The organism is Halorubrum orientale (assembly GCF_059623105.1).
The window spans coordinates 166,911-187,196 of sequence record NZ_JBSPSR010000006.1; the positions used below are offsets into that span (position 1 = coordinate 166,911).

Here is a 20,286-nt window from a genome sequence, read left to right on the forward strand (position 1 = left end):
ACGCGATCGTTCGTAGCTCACTCGTCGGGAATGTCGTCTGCAGCAGCCGGAATCTGGTCGACGCGGCCGGCGAGTGTGGCCGCATCGGCGGCAACCGTCGACGCTTCGACGCCGGCTTCAGCAGCAACGAGCTGGACGTGTGCAGCGAGGAGTGCGAGTGCGCGCAGACCCTCTGTCTGAGTGTCGTCGCCGGCGCGCTGAGCGAACGTGGTATCGACCTCACCGTCGCGGACGACGCCGACGTGGATCGCCTCGACGTCGTCGTCCAGGAGGCCACGTGCGCGTTCGACCTCGGCAGTGAACTTGTCGTCGACCCTCTCGTCGGGAGAGGGGTCATCTGTGGATGATTGACTGGTGGAGGAATCATCGTGGTCGTCGCTCATACGCCACACAGGTGTGAGCGGGTCAAAAGGGCGACGCTCGCAAGGAGATTACTCGGAAGGACGAGGGCGGGCGACGAACAACGCTTGCTCGATGGTGAACGGGTCGTATCCGGACTGATGACAGACACAGTACGTTCCGTCTGCGACGCCGTAGCGGGCGGACTCGGCGAGCTGTTTGTACCCCGGAACACAACAAAAGTGCGTACAGACGTTGAGGTACGCCATGAAGCCTTGGTCCGTCGAGGCCTCGAGCCACTCGTCTTGGGAGGCCGCCTCTTCGATCCGCTTTGAGCGGATGACGGTCGCGTTGAGCGTCGAGTCGGCGTCTTCAGAGCGCCACGTCACCGCGGCCGGCTTGCCGACGCCGTCGTTACCGACGCCGTTTCCCCACGAGTCGTAGTCGTCGAAGTCTGCGACGCGGATGCGGTCACCACGCTCGTACGTCTCGTCCTGCCAGTCGTACGCGCCGGTGTTCGCTCGGAAGATGTTGTCCGACTCGAAGGTTGGTGCGACGTTCTCCTGTGACTCGACACCGCAGTATTGGAACCACGCGCCGGAGTAGGTGACACCGCCGAGCTCCTCTTGGGCCACCTCGATTTCGGCCCCGTTTTGCTCGACGGTCTGCACCTCCGGCCAGATTCCCTCGAGGAACCCGTCGTCGGTGACGCGGATCGGGATCTGCGGCAGCCCACGCGGAGCCGGACCGGTTACCTTGGCGATCGTCATCGCGGTGGTCTGTCCGCCACCCACTCCGGAGGAGGTGGTAAGCGTGTTGACCGTCGCGGAGCCGAGCGCGCCGACGCCGGCGAGCGCCGCGCCCCCGACAACGCCCTTGACGAACCGTCGACGCCCGGACTCGGCCGGATACTTGTCGGACTTGCTCATACACATCCGTTCGTGGGGGATCGATAAAAAGCATGACGAACCCGCGGGCGAGCCGGAGCTGGTGAGACGAGACGACAAGAGTGATGCGACCGAGCCGATGTACGGCTAGAGTGATGCAGCCGAGTCGATACGGACGGAACGGTGGGTGATCCGGCACCGACCCAATCGTTCACTCGGGTGTGAGGCAAACTTTCCGCAATGCGGCGGGTTTAACCGGAACCAGTCGGTGTGTGTGCGGTATGGAGTTACACAACCGGAGCGTGCGGACGGACGTCCGCGAGCTCGGGGCCCTGCTCGGCGACGTGCTCGCCGCACAGACGTCGACGGCAGCCTACGAGACCGTCGAAGACCTCCGCACCGCGGCGATCGCGTACCGACAGGGGGACGCCGAGAGCCGGGACGTATTGTACGACGCGATAGACGACCTCTCCGGGTCGCGGGAGGGAATCGTCGCACGGGCGTTCACCACGTACTTCGAGCTGATCAACCTCGCCGAGGAGCGTGAGCGGGTTCGGGCGGTCCGAAACGCCGAGTCAGCGGGCGCGATCCACGACTCTTTCGCCGAGACGATCGCTGAGTTCGCCGAGGAGGGAGTTGCGGCAGACGAGCTGGAGGCGCTACTCGGAGACGTCCTCATCGAGCCGACGTTTACCGCGCACCCGACTGAGGCCCGGCGGGCAACGGTCAAAGCGAAGCTCCGATCGATCGCGAACCTCATCGAAGAGCTCGACGAGCAGCGGCTCACCGACCGCGAGCGGCAGGCTCGCTGGCGCGACGTGAACGCCGAGGTGACGAGCCTCTGGGGAACCCGCCAGGTACGACAGCGTCGACCTGAGCCCGAAGACGAGGCCAGAAACGTCGGGTGGTACCTCGAGAACACCCTCTTTGACGTCGTCGGCAGCGCCTACGAGGAGTTCGAAGAAACCATCTCGAGTGAGTACGAGGACGTCGAATGCCCGAAGTTGTTCGAGTTCCGGTCGTGGGCCGGCTCCGACCGCGACGGAAATCCGTTCGTCACCCCAGAGGTTACCGACGAGACGCTAGAGCGACAGCGCGCAGCCGCCGTCGAGAAGTACCGAGAGGAGTGTAAACGACTCTCAGCGGTGTTGAGCCACGACGGGGACCGGTATGCGACGACCGGCCCGCTTCGCGATTCGTTGGCCGAGGACGCCGAGCGCTTCCCAACGGTCGTCGAGGAGGCGAGCACGCGGTACCCCGACGAGCCATACCGACAGAAGCTGAAGCTGATGCGTGAGCGACTCGACCGCGTCGACGACGTCAGACCCGGCGGCTACCCAGACGCCGAGGCGTTTCTCGCCGATCTTGACACCATCGCAGAGTCGCTCACGCTCGACGACAACGACGTCGTCCGAACTGCACACATCGATCCGCTCAGACGGCAGGTAGACACGTTTGGATTCGTCCTCGCGTCACTCGACCTCCGTGACCACCGGGAGAACCACACCGAGGCCGTCGCAGAAGCCGTCGCAGCAGAGGGCGTTAATTATCGGTCGATGGACGAAGATGAGCGGATCGACTTCCTTACCGAGGCGATCCTCCAGCCGGAACCGATACTCGACCCTGACGAGCCAGGGGACGTCTCCGAGACGACCGCTCGCGTGTTACGCCGGTTCGACTCACTCGCCGGCTGGCAAGACGAGTACGGTATGCAAGCTATCGACACCTACTGCATCTCGATGACCGAGGAACCGAGTCACGTCCTTGAGGTTCTCTTTTTGGCCGACCAGGTCGGCGTCGTCACGCTTCCCGACCACTGTGGGATCGACGTTGTTCCGTTGTTAGAGACCGAGTCCGCACTCAACGGGGCCGAACGCATTCTGGGCACGTTGTTCGAAAACGACGCGTACAGCGCCGCACTCTCGGCTCGCAACGAGGTACAAGAAGTGATGCTCGGCTACTCCGATTCCAACAAGGAGAACGGGTTCCTCGCAGCCAACTGGGATCTTTATAAAAACCAGCGGCAGATCGCAGACTTCTGCCGTGAAGAGGAGGTCACCCTCCGTCTCTTTCACGGCCGTGGCGGCTCCATCTCTCGCGGCGGCGGGCCAATGAACGAGGCGCTTCTCGCCCTGCCGAACGAGACGGTCACCGGACAAGTGAAGTTCACAGAGCAAGGTGAAGCGATAGCCGAGAAGTACGCCAATCCGCGGATCGCAGAGCGGGAGCTCGAACAGATGTTAGACGCGCAGATACGCGCCCGTCAGGAGGCCAACCGAGAGCCGACCGAGGAGGTGCCCGAGGCGTGGATCGACGCCATGGAGACGATGGCGTCGGCCGCCCGTAACACCTACCAGAGCCTGTTGAACGCCGATGGGTTCGTCTCGTACTTCGGGCAGGCGACGCCGATCTCGGTCGTCGAAGACCTCAACCTCGGCTCGCGACCCGCCTCGCGGAGCGGTGAACGCACGGTCGAGGACCTGCGAGCGATTCCGTGGGTGTTCTCTTGGACGCAGACGCGGCTCATCCTCCCCGGTTGGTACGCCGTCGGCGCTGGACTCGATGCGTACTTGCAGGAGGCCGGCGAGGCGGACGGGATCAAGACGCTGCGTGAGATGTACGACGAGTGGCCATTCTTCCGAACGACGCTCGACAACGCGGCGCTCGCGCTCGCGCGAACCGAGCCGGAGATCGCCGCCGAGTACGCCGAACTGGCCGACGACGAGCTCCGCGAGCGCTTCTTCCCGCAGCTCGTCGACGAGTACGAGCGTGGGCGTGAGCTGGTGCTCTCGATCAGCGGCCGCGATGAGCTTATCCGGCGCGAATGGCTCGATGAGAGTCTCGACCGCCGAAACCCCTACGTCGACCCGCTCAACCTCCTGCAGGTCGACCTCCTCGGTCGCACACATCGAACCGAAGCGGAGGAACGGACTCTCCGACTCACCGTCAACGGTATCGCGGCCGGGATGAAGAATACAGGGTAGTCAGGGCCGCTGCGTGCGGGAGGTTAGAACGTGATGACTTCGTACCCTTCGTCGACGAGGCGTCGGATGCTTGGATGGCCGTCGTGTTCGTCGAGGGTGGCGAGTCCGGCCGCGTCGACTGCGTCCGCGACGTCGAACGCACTCGAACAATAGTCACAGACTGCCGCGTGCTCGCGAACTGACTGGTACAGGTCGTGATAGTCGTGGGCCGGGTCATCCAACGCAGGAACCCACGTCGTTCCGGCACCGTCAAAGATGAGCATGAGTTCGTCGTCTGCTTCGGCAAATTCTCGCGCCGTCTCAAGTGCGTTCACGACGCGGCCGAGGTTCTCGTGACCGTCCGTACCTGCAAGCACAACGATAGCGGCTTTAACCATACGTTGATCACAAGGCGCGCACAGATAGTGTGTTGGCGGCCGTGCAAGTCGAATGCAGCTCCGACAAGGAAATATATGTGATCCGCTAGAGCTGCCGACGATGGGTCACACGGGGTCTACGGCTCTACGAAGCACCTAGCTGGTTGGTAGTGAGATGGCAACGACAATCGAGCCAACACCAGTCACTCTTCTTCGAGTGTCTCCCAAAACACCTCTGGGGGGTCACGATCCCCGTTGGCCGCGAGTGCAACCCGCTTCTGCCGGTTCGCCTCCTGGATACCATTCGCGGCCTCGCCGGCCCAGCGCAGGAATCCGACGAGTGTCTCACGGCGCATCCGGTCGAGGTCGACGGCGTGGTAGGCGTTGACGATGCCACCACCCTCGCGGTTCAGTTCGGCGCGGTCGACCAGCTTGAGGTCGACAAGCGTGTGGAGGTATCGGGTCACGGTGCTCCGGTCGTAATCGAGCGTCGCTGCGACGTCGCGGGCGGACACCGGTCCCTCTCCGACGACACACAGACAGACATCGATGCCGGCTTTCGGGAGGCCAAACACCTGCAACAGCACTTCTTTGAGTTCGGGCGTGCTCACCGAGATGTTGACGTCGTCGACCGGCTCCATCGGCGCTCCGTGACACGACACGGCGTCGTCCCCGATGACCAGCGCAATCGTATCACAGCTGGAACACTCGACGATCGAGGTGTGGCTCGCATCGGGGGCGGATGTGCGTGTGTTGTCGGCTGTGCGTGCGTCGTCTGGCCCACTCACCAGCAGTCACCGAGCATACACGGGATACGTGCTGTCGTGGGGGCCTAGCTGTTTGGGTTGTCGCCACGTCCCGACCGTAGAATTCCGGTGGGTGTCGCGCGTGGCACGATTTTGTATAGCGTGATACGATTTACTTGGGCCCCGGTGTATTGCATCGATACGCGTGGGGCAGTTCATCTTTCGGCCGGTCCGCTCTATGGCTCTCGAAGCGTATATGACGGTGGCAGTATGAGGGGCAAGACTTCGCGACACCCGGACGCTCCGTTCAGCCACACCCTCCCCAATACGCGTGTGAGAGACTTGTGAACAACACGACCGCGCGACCGCCAGACACCAATTACCGCCACGTCCTCCCCAGCCGATTCGCGAGTCGCCATTGGCGACTCGCTCATCCCTCACACGCGCCCGCAGGTACGCCTCCGGCGGCCCGCGAGGCGCGCGCCACCGCAGGTAGGTTGGGCGATGACGTGTGGTCAACGGCGTCACTCGTCGTCGCGCGAGAAGAGCCCACGCAGACTCGCGAGCGAGCCGCCACCGCAGGCGCCGCAACTCCCACAGTCAAGCGTCGAACAGCGGAGGGTGTAGCCACACCGCGGACACTTCTCGTGCGATGCCGGGTCAAGGTCGTACTGGCAGGTTGGACACTTCATAGGATGGTCACCACCGCAGCGAGAAGGCCGCCAACGAGGAACGCCACGGCCCACGAGCCGGTCCACATCACCAGCCCGGTCTTCAGGTCGTGTTCTTTGACGATCATCGCCATCGCAAGCACGCAGGGCACGAACAGCGTGATCACGACGAGTCCGACGAACGCCTGGGAGGCAGATAACGTAAGCTCGGTCATCCCGGCGGCCGCAAAGTCGCGCCTGACGAGCCCGAGTACCAGGATCTGACCGAACCCTGCGGGCATGCCGAGCGCGGCTGTCAGCGGCCGCAATCCGCGCACGATGCTCGCGAGCGCGCCGACGTATTCGAGTACGGAGATCGCTGCCGCGGTGACCGCGAACAACGGAATCGCTTCCGTAAGAAAGCCCTTCGTTCGAGTGACCGTCTTCTGGAGTACGTTGCCGGCCCGCGGGCGTCGAATCCGCGGAAGTTCGGTAACGAGCCCTTGGCTCTCACCGGGAAGCGTCCGGTCAAGGAACACGCCCGCAATACCGAACACGAGCAGCATTACGCCAAGGTACGCGAACCACCACCCAGCCCCGAGCGCAGCGAGGAGCCCGAGGATGATTCCGAGCTGGGCCGAACAGGGGACCGCGAGTCCTAACAGTGCGGTCGAGATGATTCGTTCGCGTCGCGACCCTGCGATCCGCGTTGACAACACCGCCATCGTCACACAGCCGAGCCCGACAATCATCGGAATCACCGCACGACCGTTCAAGCCGATCCGCGACATGCCGCGGTCGGTCAACACCGCGAGTCGCGGCAACAGCCCGGAGTCCTCGAGCGCGCCGATCACGAGATAAAAACCTGCGACAAGCGGAAGCAACACCCCAAGCAGGTACTGCACCGTCACGGTAAGCAACCCTAGGTTATCGTTTATCAACACGAACTGAACCGGCTCCAACCAGCCGTTAGCCGAAATCGTCGCCTCCACGAGGCCGGTCATCCAGGGAACATAGTGTGCACTAAAGACCTCAGTCTCGAGGAGGTCCACAAGCCGCTGTGCGATCACGTCACCGATGAAGAGGTAGACAAGACCGATCCCCACAAGTGCGAGCGAGGTCCCCGTGAGCGGATTCAGTAACGCCGCGTCGACGACGTCTGTGAGTGATCGTGTTTCGTCGGTCCGTTCTCTGACCTGCTCAACCGTGGCGTCGACACGTCGCCGTCGGTGCTCGTAGATCGGATCGCGAAGTGACGGCAGCTCCACGTCAGGGAGTCCGCCGTCCGCCCGGGCATCCCCGGCGGTGAGCCGCTCAAGTGTCGGTCGGTCTTCTTCGAGCACGAGGACGGCCTCCCGACGCGACGAGTCGACATCAGGAAGCGTGTCGAACCACTGCTCAACGGGGGTGGATGCCGGCGCGCACGCCTCGTCAATAGCTCGACGGAGATCGTCGATTCCGCGACCCTCTACCGCAACGGTGGGTACGACGGGGACGTCGAGATCGGCCTCAAGCGCCTCAATGTCTATCTCGTCGCCGTCGCGTCCCACTTCATCCATGACGTTGAGCGCGACGACCGTCGGAATCCCCATATCGAGGAGCTGGTGGGTCAAGAACAGGTCGCGGTCGATCTGTGTCGCGTCGACGACGTTTATCACCGCGTCGGCGTCAAGCACCACCTCTCTGGCGACCCGCTCTTCTTCGGAGAACGAAGAGATGCTGTAGGTGCCGGGTGCATCGACCAGGCGGTGTTCATCGACCGATCCAACGGTCGCTGTGACGGTCGTTCCGGGATAGTTGGAGACGTCCGCGTCAGCTTCAGTCAACTCGTTGAATACCGCGCTCTTGCCGACGTTCGGCGCTCCAACCAGCGCGACCGTGTTCACAGGAGGGACTACAGTGTCGTCGCACGGTGGTGGATCATCACCACCACGTGTACAGCCGCCCATCTCACTCACACTCCGCTACCGTGATGTCGTCTGCGACGGAGTCACCGAGCGCGATCGTCGTGCCGTTGCGTTCGAGCACGACTGGGCCCCCCGAAAGGGTCGTCCGACATCGAACCGGACCATCGAGCATTCCGATCCGGAGCAGGTGTGCGCGGACACGCTCGTCGGGTACCGCCTGGATCTGAATCCGCTCTCCCCCCGATACGCCAGACAGACATCGCTCGGTCGTGAGAGTCATCTTTAGGTAAGCCTAAACAGGTAGGATATCTAAAGACGCGGCTGGATTCTACTGGAGTAACACTGTCCCGAACTATTAAATATCGGAGAAAGCGCCGTGGGCTCAGGCGTACCGTTCGAGCTCTGGTCGGTCGAGGTCTTCGAGGACGTCACTAGCGACCGCAGAGAGGAACGACTCACCTTCATCGGAGACGCGTCGGCCCTCACCGGCAGCGGTGGTGACGAGGCCATCGTCTTCGAGCGCCTGCAGGGACGCACGGATCAGCTTTCGGGAGCCACCAGCGTGCTCGCCGGGGCGAACGGAGTATCGGTTCGATCCGCGCTTTTTCGAGCCGTACTCGGTCGCCAGCCGCTCGATGCCGATTGGTTCGTTCTGGGCGACCTTCCGGAGGAGGCTCGCCGAGCGAACGTACCAGAAGTCGTCCTGTTCGGGCGGAAGCTCGTTTCCGGCGCTGCTTTTCGTGAATGCTACCCAGTCAGGCTCGTCAATTCGGTCCTCGAGTCGCGCCGCAACGGCCTCGATGAGGGCGTCGGCGGGCACGTCGTAGATGGTCGCCATTGACGCATATTTCTGTGCAAGCTCGTTTAAACCCATCGTATTCGAGAGCCGTCGTGTGAGCCGTTTTCACGGGAAGGAGCCGAGAAGCGAACAGCACGGCGCGATGTCTCCTGTGAGTACATCTGAGTAATGGTACGGTGACAGCGTCAGGATCCTGCGGCCTCCGTTACTCGACGTACTCGTAGGTTCGCTCGTTCATGCGCCCCCACCCCGTGAACACAAACTCGCCGTCTGGAACGGTGAACGCCTCAACGTCTCGGCCGAGGTCTTTGTCGTACTCGTGGACGTCGTGGATATCTTCGTACTCGCCCCACGAGAGGTCGTATCTGGCATCAAGCTGCTCGTCGATGTCGAGCGCCTCGATCCCGGTGCGCCACCCTTCACAGACTGTCTCGGCATGGATCTCCGCCTGTGCACCGGACCCGTACGAGGCAACGAGCAGCGTGTCACCGACGAAGGTGTCGTCGCGATCGAGGGCGTCTCGTAGGGCGCTCACTCGCGCGACGTGGACCGAGGACGTGTACCAGTTGCCGACGGAACGCGAGAGGCCGAGCGTTGGCTCCACGGTATCGTCGTACCAGGTCTGGTACGGCTCGGTCGTCTTCAACTCGTCCATGTACTCACGAATCGCGGTCTCGTACGCCTCCCGGTCTTCAAAGTTCGGCTCACGGGGCTGACGGCCGATGTCGTCTGCGAGGGCGGTCTCGTGGTCGGTATCGCGGATCACGTGCCGATACGCGAGCAGCGCCGCCTTCCGCACCATCCCGGGGAACGGGGTGTGGAAGGGCGCGTAGGTGAAATCCGACAGCGCAAGCTTGCCAGCGACCGACTCGTAGTCTTCGAGCGCCTCACGCATCCGCGAGAGGTACACCTGCATCGAGCGCTTGCCGTCGACGCTCGGGAACTGCTGGTTTGGTTTCAGAAAGTCCGTCTCGTCTTTCGATCCGTACCCTTGGGCCGTCGACAGCTCGACGATCGAGGGCTCCTCGTCGACGAGCATCGCGACCGCGCCAGCCCCCTGTGTCGCCTCGCCCGGATCGCCACGGGCGTACAGTGCTGTGTCCGTCGTGATGACGAGTGCTGCCCGACCGCGGTTGCGCCCTGCGCGAATCCAGTTGTACGCGTCGTCTATCGCCTGTGTACCGGCGACACAGGCGAACTTGCGTTCGCCTTTGTTCGCGTGGATAAAGTCGCCCTCGTAGACGGATTCGAGACAGCCGGCGACATACGTCGACACCGGTTTGGAGTGGTCGAACGCCGACTCGGTGGCGACATCGATGCGACCGATGTCAGCCGGCGTGAGCTCCTCACGGTCCATCAGGCGCTTTGCAGCGTTCGCGGCCATCGTCACGATATCCTCGTAGACGTCGGGGAACGAAGAATCAGTCAGCCCGAGCCCCTTCGTGTACTTCGCCGGGTCGTCACCCTGCTCGGGGGCAAACGTGTTCGGGAGGTCGAGTTTGAGCTTACCGGACCAGATTTCGACCGCGTCGATCCCTACGGGAGTCATTGACGGTCGTTCATGAGGCTGGCATATGTGTGTGTCGATGGGATACTACGTCGATCGTGGAACGTCTCGGCCAGCGAGCAAGTACTGTATACCATATATCGCGATATTAAATTGTTCGATGGCCGAAAACGGGGTACGACCGCAGGTGGCTCCCGGGCCTGCGGTCCGCAAGCACAGCGAGAGCAATTACCGAATCCCACGACACACAGCCTGCAATTTGCGGTGGCACGCGCCTCGTGAGGGCGCCGCAGGCGGACTCGCGAGCGCGTGAGGGATGAGCGAGGTGGCGAAGCCACTGAGCGAATCGGTTGGGGAGGGTGTGGCGAAGTGGTGTCCGGCTGTCGTGCAGTCGTGTTGGGTGTCCTCCCAGCGCTCCATACGTATTGAGGAGAGTGTAGCGAAGTAGTGTCCGGGTGTCCCGCGGTCGCATTGCTCACAGAGCCAATAGGGAGAATCAGAGAGAAATTTCCCATCAACACGGGAGGATGTCAGGCGACGATGGTGCAGGTCAAGCGACGGCGATACACGGGCGCGATGTGGCCACACCCTCCCCAGCCGGCTCACTCGTCGCCCATGGGCGACTCGTTCGCCCCTCGCACGTGCTCGCAGGCTCGCCACGAGCGACCTACGAGGCGCGCGCCACACGGAACTCTCCTCGATATGAATTTGCCGACAGACGGAGATGGTGCCGACACAGCGAGCATTCGGTCGTCGGGCTGTCGGAGATTGTGCAACCAAAACGTAAACTAAGCGGATACCCAGTGCGATAGGCCGACGAACGGCTCAGTACACCAACTCACCAGCAATGAACTTCCGGGTACGGTCGTCACGAGGGGCCTCAAACACCGCGTCGGTAGAGCCGACCTCGGTGACGCCGTCACCGAGCAGCACCGCAACCCGGTCGGCGATCCGTTCGGCCTGGTGCATGTCGTGTGTTGCGACAACGACGCCAATTCCACGATCGCTTGCCCGCTCAATCGCGTCTTCGATGACGGCGGTGTTACGCGGGTCGAGATCGGAGGTCGGCTCATCGAGCAGCAATAGGTCGGGATCGTACGCCAGCGCCCGCGCAAACGAGACGCGCTGGGCTTCGCCCCCGGAGAGCGAGCCGACCGAACGCGAGGCCGCCTCGGAAAGTCCCACTACCGCGAGTGCATCGCGGACGGAGGCCGGGATGTCTTCGTGGCCGACGAGTCCGCGGACCGCAGACCGGATCCGCTCTCGCCACGGCCGGCGCACTCGCAACCCGTACTCGACGTTGCGGGCGACGGAAGCGTCGAAGAGACTCGCTGCTTGGAACACCGTCCCGGTGCGCCGACGAAGGACACGACGACGGGCTGTGTCGGCTGCCCAGACGTCCGTACCGTCGAATGTGACGGTACCGGTGGTCGGCTTCAGTGAGAGCCCGAGAGTACGGAGGAGCGTCGTCTTCCCGACGCCGGAGGGGCCGATGAGCGCGAGCACCTGGCCAGGATCGACCGCCATCGAGACGTCAGTGAGCACCGGCTCCGCGTCGTAGGCGTGCGTGACGTCGGTGACTCGGAGCATTAGCGCGGTGTGCCGCCGTCGCTGAGACGTACGACGATCGTATTTACTGTCAACACCAAAATGACGAGGACGACCCCGAGTATCATCGCCGTCTCGTAGCGCCCCTGACGGGCTTCGAGTTGGATCGCGGTCGTCAACGTACGCGTCTTCGAGATGCCGTCCGCGCTCGTGATATTGCCGCCGACGATGAGCACCGATCCGACTTCGCTGATCGCACGGCCGAAACCGGCCAAGATCGCCGTTGCGATCCCGTATCGCGCTTCTTTGAGCACGACGAGTGCCACGTCGACGCGGGTGCCACCGAGCGCTCTGGCGGCCTCTCGCACGCGGTCGTCGACGCCGGTGATCGCCGCGAGGCTGATCGCCGTGATCGGCGGGGTCGCGAGTACGAACTGCGACATAATCATCGCCTCCCGCGTGAAGATGAGTTCGAAGGATCCGAGCGGTCCCTGATTGGAGACGGCAAAGAGAACGACGAGGCCGACGACGACGCTGGGGAACCCCATGCCGGTGTTGATCACCGACTTCACGAGCGATTTGCCCGGGAACTCGAGGAACCCCATCGTCACCGCCACCGGGACGCTGACGAGCGTGCTAAGACCCACGGCGACGAGGCTCACGTACAGCGAGACGACGACGATGCTGGGCACGTAGCCGTCACGAAACGGGAGGTCGACAAGGCCCACCAGCGCGGAGCCGACCGCCTCGAGCGCCACACTCACGTGCTCGCCGAGTCGGGCTGCCATCCCTCGGGCACGTACTGCTGGAAGTCCGGTTCTTCGGAGACGGCCTCCGGGAAGAACAGCTGCTCGCCGTTCATCTGGTAATCAGCGATAGCGTCCTGAGCGCCCGGGCTCGTGATCCATCCAATGTACGCCATCGCGAGATCGTAGTTCGCGTTGTCGTGGACGCCGGGGTTGACCGCCATCACCCCGTACGGGTTCACGAGGATCTCCGGGCCACCCTCGATCGGGCCCTGGACGAGGATGGTCAGGTCGACCTCCGCGCGCTGTGAGATGAACGTCCCGCGGTCAGAGAGCGTGTATGCGCTCTGCTGGTTCGCGATGTTGAGCGACTCGCCCATGCCGGTACCGGTCTCTTGATACCAGTCGCCGCCGGGCTGGGTGCCCGCCTCCTCCCAGAGGACGCGTTCTTTCGTGTGTGTTCCCGAGTTGTCGCCCCGCGAGACGAAGGGAGCCTGTGCGTCCGCGATCGTCGTCAGCGCGTCCGTCGCCGACGACGCTCCCTCGATGCCAGCCGGATCGGCCTCGGGCCCGACGACCACGAAGTCGTTGAACATGAGATCACGGCGGTTGATCCCGTAGCCGTTCCGCATGAACTCGTCTTCGAGACTACGGGCGTGGACCATCACCGCGTCTGCGTCGCCGTTGCGGGCGGACTCCAGTGCTGCACCCGTTCCCTGGGCCACGGCGTCGACGGAGACGCCGTAGAGGTCCTCGAAGTTCGTGTGGATCGCATCGAGGAGCCCGGTATCGTACGTACTCGTCGTCGTCGTAAGTGTGAGCGTCTCGCCCGCGACACCGACCTGGGTCGTGGTCTCGCCGTTGGACCCGCTCTCGTTCGTCTCCCCATCCATCGTGTTGCCGGCACACCCAGCCGCCGCGACCGTCGTCCCAGCGCCGAGCGCGGTGATGAACCGGCGGCGTTGTATCGACATAGATACACCGTCGACACGGCAATACATATAGCTTCTGTGAACTGCCGCGCGCTCGACGTCGGGTCACGCGCCCGGTGGTGTGTGACCACCACGGCGGTGGTGCCCGACCGGGTCGTTTTTGCGCGCAGCCGCAGAGACGCACCTATGGCGAAACAGCCACACCTGCTGGTCGAGGCGGGCGACGTACACGACACGGCGATCGTCCCCGGAGACCCCGGACGCGTCGACCGGATCGCGAACCAGTGTGACGAGCACACGGTCGTCGCCGAGAACCGCGAGTATCGGGTCGTCAACGCCACGTACGAGGGAACCGACCTCACGCTGTGTTCGACCGGCATCGGCTGTCCGTCGGCCGCCATCGCCGTCGAGGAGCTCGCGAACGTCGGCGTCGAGACGTTCCTCCGGTGTGGCACGTGTGGAGCGCTCCAGACGGACGTAGCGATCGGCGACATGGTGGTCGCCACCGGCGCCGCAAAAGAGGAGGGGACGAGCAAACGCTACGAGTCGGCGACGTACCCTGCCGTCGCAGACTACGACGCGCTCTCGACACTCGTCGACGCGGCGGAGGCGAACAACGAGACGGTCCACGTCGGGCCGATCGTCTCTGACGACGCCTTCTACAACGAGACCGACGAGTATGTCGAGTCGTGGGAGGCGGCGAATCTGCTCGCGATCGAGATGGAAGCCGCGACTGTCTTTTCGCTGGCTCGTCGGCGCGGCCTCCAGGCGGGCGCGATCTGTACCGTCGACGGCAACCTCGTCACGGGCACACAGAAGGGAGCCGACTCCGACGAAGAACTGCCGGCAAAGGCGAAAAACAACGTCGAGCGGGCGATTCAGATCACCCTCGACGCGGCTACTGAGGTGTGAACGGTACAGCGAAGGCGCGTGTCACTCGGACTCCGGGGCGAACTCCACGAGGGTGAGGTCCCGATCGAGTGCGCAGTGATCGTGTGGCGGCTCACCGAGCACCGTCTCGATCCGTCGTTCCTCCTCGAAGTCGACGCCGTCAGGAACGCAGTACTCGTGGCTCGGACACTCGGTGTGCGGGCAGGGACCGGCGAGCGACCCGATGCTCCCCGCGTACGCCCCTTTCGAGGGCACGGTTGCTGGGATCGGTGCCGGCTCGACTTCGACCGCACGAACCCCGGTGTCGTGGACGGCACAGTCGAGCGTCTGGGCCTCCTCTCTGACGTCTGTGATGCGGTACCGGGTGCCAACAGAGAGATTGAGACACTGACTCCGGTACGGACACCCCTCACAGTCGGGTGACTCACCCTGATAGACGAACTCGCGGCCGGTATCCGCGAGCCGGGAGCCGATGAGCGTAACGGTAGGCATGGCTGACACAACGACGCGAGCCGTGGTAAGCCTCCCGGCTCCGCCGGAAGACAACACACATCCCCCCGCAACGACAAGACCGGTCGATGATCGCGGAGGTCGCGAGGGCGCTTCGAGACGAGGCAGCGGGGGCGAACGAGCGCCGGCTGCTGGTACTCGCCGGGGACCGCGACCGCGGTATCGACGCCGCGTACGATGTCGTCGAGGCTGTCGGTGTGAGCGACGACGCGGTGGCACTCGTCTCGACGCGCGAGGGATTTCGCTTCGACCGTGTCGGCCCGCGGGGCGCGGACGCCCTTTTAGGCCAGACGAAGCAGGTCGTCGTCGTAGACTGTCACGAGCAGTGTCCGCCGAACGCGCTGGGACGAGCCGTCGGCGCGGTCGACGGGGGGGGTCTCTTCGTCCTCCTGACGCCACCGCTCGAGGAGTGGCCGACGCGTCATGATAGGTTTGACGAGTCGCTGGCCGTTCCGCCCGCTACCGTCGCGGACGTGACGAGACGCTTTCGTCGGCGGCTGGTCGAGACGCTCCGGACGCACCCTGGCGTCGCCGTCGTCTCACTCGCAGCCGAATCGGGGGACGAGCCGGTAGTCGAACGGGACGGCCGCACGTCACCATCGAACGCACAGCCACGGAGCGACCCGACACCGCCGCCGGATCCGGCGTTCCCGGCAGCCGCCTACGACGCGTGTCTCACGGCCGATCAGGTCCGCGCGGTCCGCGCGTTCGAGCGACTCGCCGAACCGGGTGCCGCGGTCGTCGTCGAGTCCGACAGAGGCCGAGGAAAGTCGAGCGCAGCCGGGCTCGCCGCCGGTGCGCTCGCGCTGGCAGGCACCGACGTCCTCGTGACTGCGCCGTCACCGAGCAACGCCGAGCCGCTCTTCGCGAGGGCGCGTGAGCTCGTCTCGGCCGTCGACGGTCAGCGCGGTTCCAGCGACGGCCGGCCCGATTCCGTCGACGGCGCGGCCACAACGGTCGAGGCCGCAGCCGGCGGGCGAGTGCGGTTCGCTCGGCCGGCCGTCGCCGTCGACGATCCGGCCGACCCGGATGTCGTGATCGTCGACGAGGCGGCCGCGCTCCCGGTTCGGCTGCTCGAGGGCGTCCTCGATGCCCCTGCAGTCGCGTTCTGTACGACGGTTCACGGCTACGAGGGAGCGGGCCGCGGGTTCGCCGTCCGGTTCCGCGACCGACTGGCGGCGAGCCCGTTCGCCACCCGCGACGTCCACCTCGACGAGCCGATTCGGTACGCACGCGGTGACCCCGTTGAATCGTGGGCGGCACGGGCGCTGCTGCTCGACGCTCGGCCCGCAGTCACCGCGGCACTCCCGGCAGCGCTCGTCGACGAGGAACAACGCTCGGACCCAGGGCCAGTCGACACAGCCGACGTCTCGTTCCGGCGGCTCGATCCCGAATCCCTCGTGGCCGACGAATCCCTCCTCCAGGAGGCGTTCGGGCTGCTCGTCGCCGCTCACTACCGCACCGAGCCGAACGACGTCGCGCGGCTGCTCGACGCACCGAACCTGACCGCGCGGGCGCTCGTCGCCGGTGACCGGATCGTCGCGGTCGCACTGCTCGCACGCGAGGGTGGACTTGACGACGAGACGCGAGCAGCGATGTACGAGGGTAAACGCGTCCGCGGGAACATGGTGCCGGACCTGCTCACGAGTCAGCTTCGGGACGAGACGGCCGCCGAGCCGGTGGGGCTCCGGGTCGTTCGCATCGCCGTCCACCACGCGTGCCGGGGTCGTGGACTCGGCACCCACCTGCTCGAACGGGTGCACGCTGCGTTCCGCGACGAGGTCGAGTACTTCGCCGTCGGGTTCGGTGCCACGCCCCGGCTGCTTCGGTTCTGGCGACGGGCTGGCTACCGGTGTGTACACCTCTCGACGACCAGAAACGACGCTTCCGGCGAGTACTCGGCCGTCATGCTTCGCCCAGCTGGTGACTCCGGCGAGACGCTCTGTGAAAGACACGCGATGGCAATGGCGCGTCGCGAACGCGACGCGCTCTCTGGGTCCCACAGAGATGTCGACGTGGATGTCGTTCGCGGTGTGCTCGCCGGCTGCCCCGTCGAGTGGCCGATCGAGCTCACCGACGATGCGTGGCGGGCGGTCGTCGCCGCAGCGGTCGGCCCAGGACGATACGAGGTCGCACCGGGGGCGGTTCGTGACCTCGCGTACGCCGCACTGCTCGGTGGCCAACCCGCCGACGAGACGACCGCCGGCTCCACAGCCCCGGAAGCCAGCCTCACCGCCGCACAAGAGCGGTTGCTCGTTCGAGTAGTACTACAAGCGCACGACTGGGGCGGTGTCGCAGCCGAACTCGGATACGGGTCGACGAGGACGTGTATGCGAGCGCTTGGGACAGCCCTCGAACCGCTCGTCGAGCGGTACGGAGTCGACGTCGCTAACGAAGAGCGCGATCGGTTCCTGTGAGTGAGCCGCGGTGCGTCGAGGCGTACTGTCAGGTTCTTCCAGCGATTGGCCGTCAGTCGTCGCCGGCGTACGCCCGGCGCAAGAAGACGAGGACGCCGCCGAGCATCGCGAGGTTCCCGAAGAACGCCAGCCGCTCACCCGAGGCGCTGTCCTCGTCGGCGTTCCAGAAGTCGTGCATTGTCGTTGTGACGACGACGAGGAACGTTGCGGCCGCGCCGGTCGCGAGCCGGGGGAGACGCCAGAGCGCGAGACCGAGACCGGCGACGAGCATCATCCCGGAGGCGAACGGGGCCGCGAGGTCTGGCATCGGGACGCCTGAAGAGTCGGCGTACTCGATCGCGTGATCCATGTCACGGAAGTCTTCTGACGCCTGGAGTGCGAGCCCTAGGCCGAGTGCAACGCGTCCGAGCCGCGAGAGTGATCCACCGTCGTTGTCCGTGTCGTCTGTCATGACTTTCGATCAACACGCGAGCTACTAAACTGTATCCGGCCAGCGTCGACGCGTGGTCGACCGAGGTGACTCGGTCGCGTGGCTACACCCCGCCGTCAACGCCTCATCACCTCCGCTTGAACCGGCCGCTGCCCGAATGGGTCTACGCCCGAACGAGACTACGCCCGTCGAAGTCGGCGTCGACGTCGACCTCGAGTAGATCAAGAAGCGTTGGGGTGAGGTCATAGAGGTCGACATCGGTGACGGCGATCCGGTCGTCGTCGGTGACGAGCGTCGCGTTCGAGAACTTGTGCATCCCGTTTCGGGGCCCCTCCCCAAACACCGGTTTTGACCCCGAGAACCCCGCCTTCAGGTCGAAGCCGTCCGCGGGCACGGCGACGACGTCGGGCGCGATGTCGGCTGCCGGGCCGTCGAAGACATCCTCGCCGAGGTAGACGTCTGCACACACCGAGCCGCCGTCGGGACCGGTCAGCGCCGTCAGATCGTCGACGAGTTGGTCCCGCACCGCCTCGTACTCGCTTTCGGAGACCGAGCCGTTTGCTTCCCGGTCTTCGAGGTTGATAAAGAACCGACCCGGGATGAGCGAGAACACCTCGGTGTCGGCGCCGAGGTCGGCAAGCGACTCCGGCTCGTCGGTGTCGTACGTCAGGTACCCTTCCTCGGCGAGCCAGGCGTTGCAGTGCACCTCGTAGCGCAGTTCGGTGAACCCGTGGTCCGAGGCGATGACGAGCGAGACGTCGTCGGGGAGGCTGTCGTAGATACGGCCGACGTACTCATCGAGTGCCCGATAGAACTCGAGAAAGCCCGCCGCGTCGTCGGTGTCGTTCGCGTAGTCGCCAAAGAGGAAGTGGTTCACCCGATCGGTCGTCATGAACACGCCGAAAAAGAGGTCCCAGTCGTCCTCAGCGAGGTAGTGATTGAACGTCTCGTATCGGGCGTCGAGCGTCTCGTGAGCATTCTCGAGGAACGCCGACTTGTCGTCGTTGTGGCCGAGCTTCGCGTCGGCGTCGATCCGATAGTCGTACGACTCGAGTGTCGCCTGAACAGCGGCGTCACTTGAGGCCGCCTCGACAGACGGCGAGAGGAACCCAGAGACCATCCGCTGGACGGACTCTTGAGGCGGGAACGTTACGGGAACGTTCAGGACGGTCGCGTCGCGTCCGGCACTCATCACGCGATCCCACACGCGCGTCGCACGAACGTGACTTCCCATGGGCACGTACGTCTCATCGGAGCCGACTTCTCGGTCCTGGAAGCCGTACACGCCGGTCTCGCCTGGATTGACGCCGGTGGTCAGACTCGGCCAACAGGCGCTCGACTCCGGTGGAACGATGCTGTCGATCCGGCCGGCAGTCCCCGCGTCGGCGATTCGGTGGAGGTTCTTGAAGACGTCCGGGTGGTCGTCGATCAGGTCGTACGGCACGCCGTCGATGCCAAGAAAAACCACGCGAGGATCATCGGCACCGCGTAGTCTGTCGAAGAGTCCCATATTCGGTGAACGCGTCCGCCGAACAAAAAACGCGCCGACTGTGACACGTTCGGCCGCCGTCGGTGACGGTCGGCCACAGCGTGTGGCCCGCCGGCAACTTCTACATGTAGCCGAGGTCGCGCAGTCGCTCCATCAAGTCCTCTTTGTCTTGTGCGCGACCGGCTCGCTCGGTCGTCCCCTCAAGGTCCTGGAGCCACGCTGGCTCTGCGGTCGTCTTCTCCGTCGACACCTCGCTGCCGAGCGAACGGAACCCAGCGAAGTACTTCGGTGAGATTGGGACGTCAGCCTGCTTGACGCCCGCGGGGAGGTCGTCTGCACCCTGTGGGACGTAGCCGTCGTCCGGGAACGCTTCGACCGTCTCCGGTACGACCACCTGCCAGAACGCGTCCCACACGTCGCGCTCGTCAAACTGGAGGATCGGCTGGATCCGGTCGTGTGGCGGGTAGATATCTGGGTCGTGTCGCGGCGAGAAGAACGTCTCGTCCGCACGCGCTTCCTGTTCGTCCCAGCGGACCCCCGAGATCACGCCGTCGATGTCGTACGCCTCTAACGCGTCGTTGAGCGCCACAGTCTTCAGCAGGTGGTTCCCGACGTACGTGTCGAGCAAGAACGGGAACGTGTCCTCCTCGTACTCGAGGATCTCCCGAACGTGGTGGTGGTTGTGCTCGGAGAGGTCGGCGACAGCAATGTCGTCCCCGGGTTCAAGCGCCTGGTCGTCGACGATTGCGCCGACGTCGTCGTTGCGAGCGTAGACGAGCTCGATATCCCACTCGTCGGCCCAGTGCTCGACGAAGTCGGTGATCTCCTCGAAGTGCTGGTAATGATCGATGAACACCGCGGTCGGCTTCTCGTAGCCGTACTCAGCGGCGACCTCGTTGATGAAATACAGGGTGAGCGTCGAGTCCTTTCCGCCGGTCCACATCACCGCCGGGTTCTCGTACGCCTCGAGTCCCCGGCGGGTGACTGCGACCGCTTTCTCAATTTTGTGCTGGAGCGATGGGTAATCACCCGGGGTCTCGTCTGTGCCGTCTTCGTAGTCGACGTCGACCGTCTCGGGAAAGTCACTCATTTGACTAGTGAGTCGGTTGCGATCAAAAAGGGCTTTGTGTTTCGGGTCGGCCGGCTCC

Annotated in this window: 19 protein-coding genes; 3 read left to right on the forward strand and 16 right to left on the reverse strand. The window is 64.4% G+C overall.

Annotation, left to right across the window (positions count from 1 at the left end):
* Window positions 1–17: 17 nt before the first annotated feature.
* Both ACWUI7_RS07665 and ACWUI7_RS07670 read right to left on the reverse strand, forming a co-directional pair.
* A complete protein-coding gene (locus ACWUI7_RS07665; RefSeq protein ID WP_496641630.1) occupies window positions 18–383 on the reverse strand; it encodes a DUF8113 family protein in 366 nt (121 codons plus the stop codon).
* A gap of 48 nt (window positions 384–431) precedes the next feature.
* Window positions 432–1,268 (reverse strand): ubiquinol-cytochrome c reductase iron-sulfur subunit, encoded by an 837-nt coding sequence (locus tag ACWUI7_RS07670; RefSeq protein ID WP_496641631.1) that lies wholly within the window; start codon window positions 1,266–1,268, stop codon window positions 432–434.
* A 239-nt stretch (window positions 1,269–1,507) separates the two neighbouring features.
* On the opposite strand from ACWUI7_RS07670, the gene ppc reads away from it, so the two are divergent.
* Complete coding sequence (gene ppc / locus ACWUI7_RS07675; protein WP_496641632.1) at window positions 1,508–4,210, forward strand: phosphoenolpyruvate carboxylase; 2,703 nt, start codon at window positions 1,508–1,510, stop codon at window positions 4,208–4,210.
* 23 nt (window positions 4,211–4,233) lie between these two features.
* On the opposite strand, the gene ACWUI7_RS07680 is transcribed toward ppc, so the two are convergent.
* The 10 genes from ACWUI7_RS07680 to ACWUI7_RS07725 all read right to left on the reverse strand — a co-directional run bounded on the left by ACWUI7_RS07680 (window position 4,234) and on the right by ACWUI7_RS07725 (window position 13,443).
* Window positions 4,234–4,587, reverse strand: coding sequence for a DsrE family protein (locus tag ACWUI7_RS07680; protein ID WP_496641633.1), 354 nt, complete (start codon window positions 4,585–4,587; stop codon window positions 4,234–4,236).
* Window positions 4,588–4,769: 182 nt separating this feature from the next.
* Window positions 4,770–5,354, reverse strand: a complete 585-nt coding sequence (locus tag ACWUI7_RS07685; RefSeq protein ID WP_496641634.1) for a helix-turn-helix domain-containing protein — start codon at window positions 5,352–5,354, stop codon at window positions 4,770–4,772.
* Window positions 5,355–5,836: 482 nt separating this feature from the next.
* Complete coding sequence (locus tag ACWUI7_RS07690) at window positions 5,837–6,004, reverse strand: hypothetical protein (protein ID WP_496641636.1); 168 nt, start codon at window positions 6,002–6,004, stop codon at window positions 5,837–5,839.
* On the reverse strand, window positions 6,001–7,848 hold the full coding sequence (feoB, locus tag ACWUI7_RS07695; protein WP_496641637.1) for a ferrous iron transport protein B: 1,848 nt from the start codon (window positions 7,846–7,848) through the stop codon (window positions 6,001–6,003). The genes ACWUI7_RS07690 and feoB overlap by 4 nt, the downstream gene beginning before the upstream one ends.
* 64 nt (window positions 7,849–7,912) lie before the next feature.
* Window positions 7,913–8,149: a FeoA family protein gene (locus ACWUI7_RS07700; RefSeq protein ID WP_496641639.1), complete on the reverse strand. Its 237-nt coding sequence runs from the start codon at window positions 8,147–8,149 to the stop codon at window positions 7,913–7,915.
* 102 nt (window positions 8,150–8,251) lie between these two features.
* Window positions 8,252–8,707, reverse strand: coding sequence for a 30S ribosomal protein S19e (locus tag ACWUI7_RS07705; protein WP_496641640.1), 456 nt, complete (start codon window positions 8,705–8,707; stop codon window positions 8,252–8,254).
* A 166-nt stretch (window positions 8,708–8,873) separates the two neighbouring features.
* Window positions 8,874–10,217, reverse strand: coding sequence for a hydroxymethylglutaryl-CoA synthase (gene hmgB, locus ACWUI7_RS07710; RefSeq protein WP_496641641.1), 1,344 nt, complete (start codon window positions 10,215–10,217; stop codon window positions 8,874–8,876).
* Between the two features lie 783 nt (window positions 10,218–11,000).
* Complete coding sequence (locus ACWUI7_RS07715; protein ID WP_496641642.1) at window positions 11,001–11,765, reverse strand: ATP-binding cassette domain-containing protein; 765 nt, start codon at window positions 11,763–11,765, stop codon at window positions 11,001–11,003.
* Window positions 11,765–12,487 carry an ABC transporter permease gene (locus tag ACWUI7_RS07720; RefSeq protein WP_496641768.1) on the reverse strand — a complete coding sequence of 241 codons (723 nt, stop codon included), beginning with the start codon at window positions 12,485–12,487 and terminating at the stop codon, window positions 11,765–11,767. The genes ACWUI7_RS07715 and ACWUI7_RS07720 overlap by 1 nt, the downstream gene beginning before the upstream one ends.
* Window positions 12,484–13,443: an ABC transporter substrate-binding protein gene (locus tag ACWUI7_RS07725; protein WP_496641643.1), complete on the reverse strand. Its 960-nt coding sequence runs from the start codon at window positions 13,441–13,443 to the stop codon at window positions 12,484–12,486. Before ACWUI7_RS07725 ends, ACWUI7_RS07720 begins: the two co-directional genes overlap by 4 nt.
* A gap of 144 nt (window positions 13,444–13,587) precedes the next feature.
* On the opposite strand from ACWUI7_RS07725, the gene ACWUI7_RS07730 reads away from it, so the two are divergent.
* The gene (locus ACWUI7_RS07730) at window positions 13,588–14,313 is read left to right on the forward strand and encodes a guanosine phosphorylase (protein WP_496641644.1); all 726 of its coding nucleotides are present in this window, start codon (window positions 13,588–13,590) and stop codon (window positions 14,311–14,313) included.
* A 21-nt stretch (window positions 14,314–14,334) separates the two neighbouring features.
* Here the strand turns inward: ACWUI7_RS07730 and ACWUI7_RS07735 are convergent, their stop codons facing one another.
* Window positions 14,335–14,784: a UPF0179 family protein gene (locus ACWUI7_RS07735; protein WP_496641645.1), complete on the reverse strand. Its 450-nt coding sequence runs from the start codon at window positions 14,782–14,784 to the stop codon at window positions 14,335–14,337.
* An 86-nt stretch (window positions 14,785–14,870) separates the two neighbouring features.
* Here ACWUI7_RS07735 and tmcA point away from each other — a divergent pair, with 86 nt between their 5' ends.
* A complete protein-coding gene (gene tmcA / locus ACWUI7_RS07740) occupies window positions 14,871–17,219 on the forward strand; it encodes a tRNA(Met) cytidine acetyltransferase TmcA (RefSeq protein ID WP_496641646.1) in 2,349 nt (782 codons plus the stop codon).
* 52 nt (window positions 17,220–17,271) lie between these two features.
* Here tmcA and ACWUI7_RS07745 read toward each other — a convergent pair whose 3' ends face one another.
* From ACWUI7_RS07745 to ACWUI7_RS07755, 3 genes are all read right to left on the reverse strand, one after another.
* Window positions 17,272–17,670 (reverse strand): DoxX family protein, encoded by a 399-nt coding sequence (locus ACWUI7_RS07745; RefSeq protein ID WP_496641647.1) that lies wholly within the window; start codon window positions 17,668–17,670, stop codon window positions 17,272–17,274.
* A 142-nt stretch (window positions 17,671–17,812) separates the two neighbouring features.
* Window positions 17,813–19,159, reverse strand: coding sequence for an alkaline phosphatase family protein (locus ACWUI7_RS07750; RefSeq protein ID WP_496641648.1), 1,347 nt, complete (start codon window positions 19,157–19,159; stop codon window positions 17,813–17,815).
* Between the two features lie 100 nt (window positions 19,160–19,259).
* A complete protein-coding gene (locus ACWUI7_RS07755) occupies window positions 19,260–20,228 on the reverse strand; it encodes a phosphoadenosine phosphosulfate reductase family protein (RefSeq protein ID WP_496641649.1) in 969 nt (322 codons plus the stop codon).
* Between the last annotated feature and the right edge of the window lie 58 nt (window positions 20,229–20,286).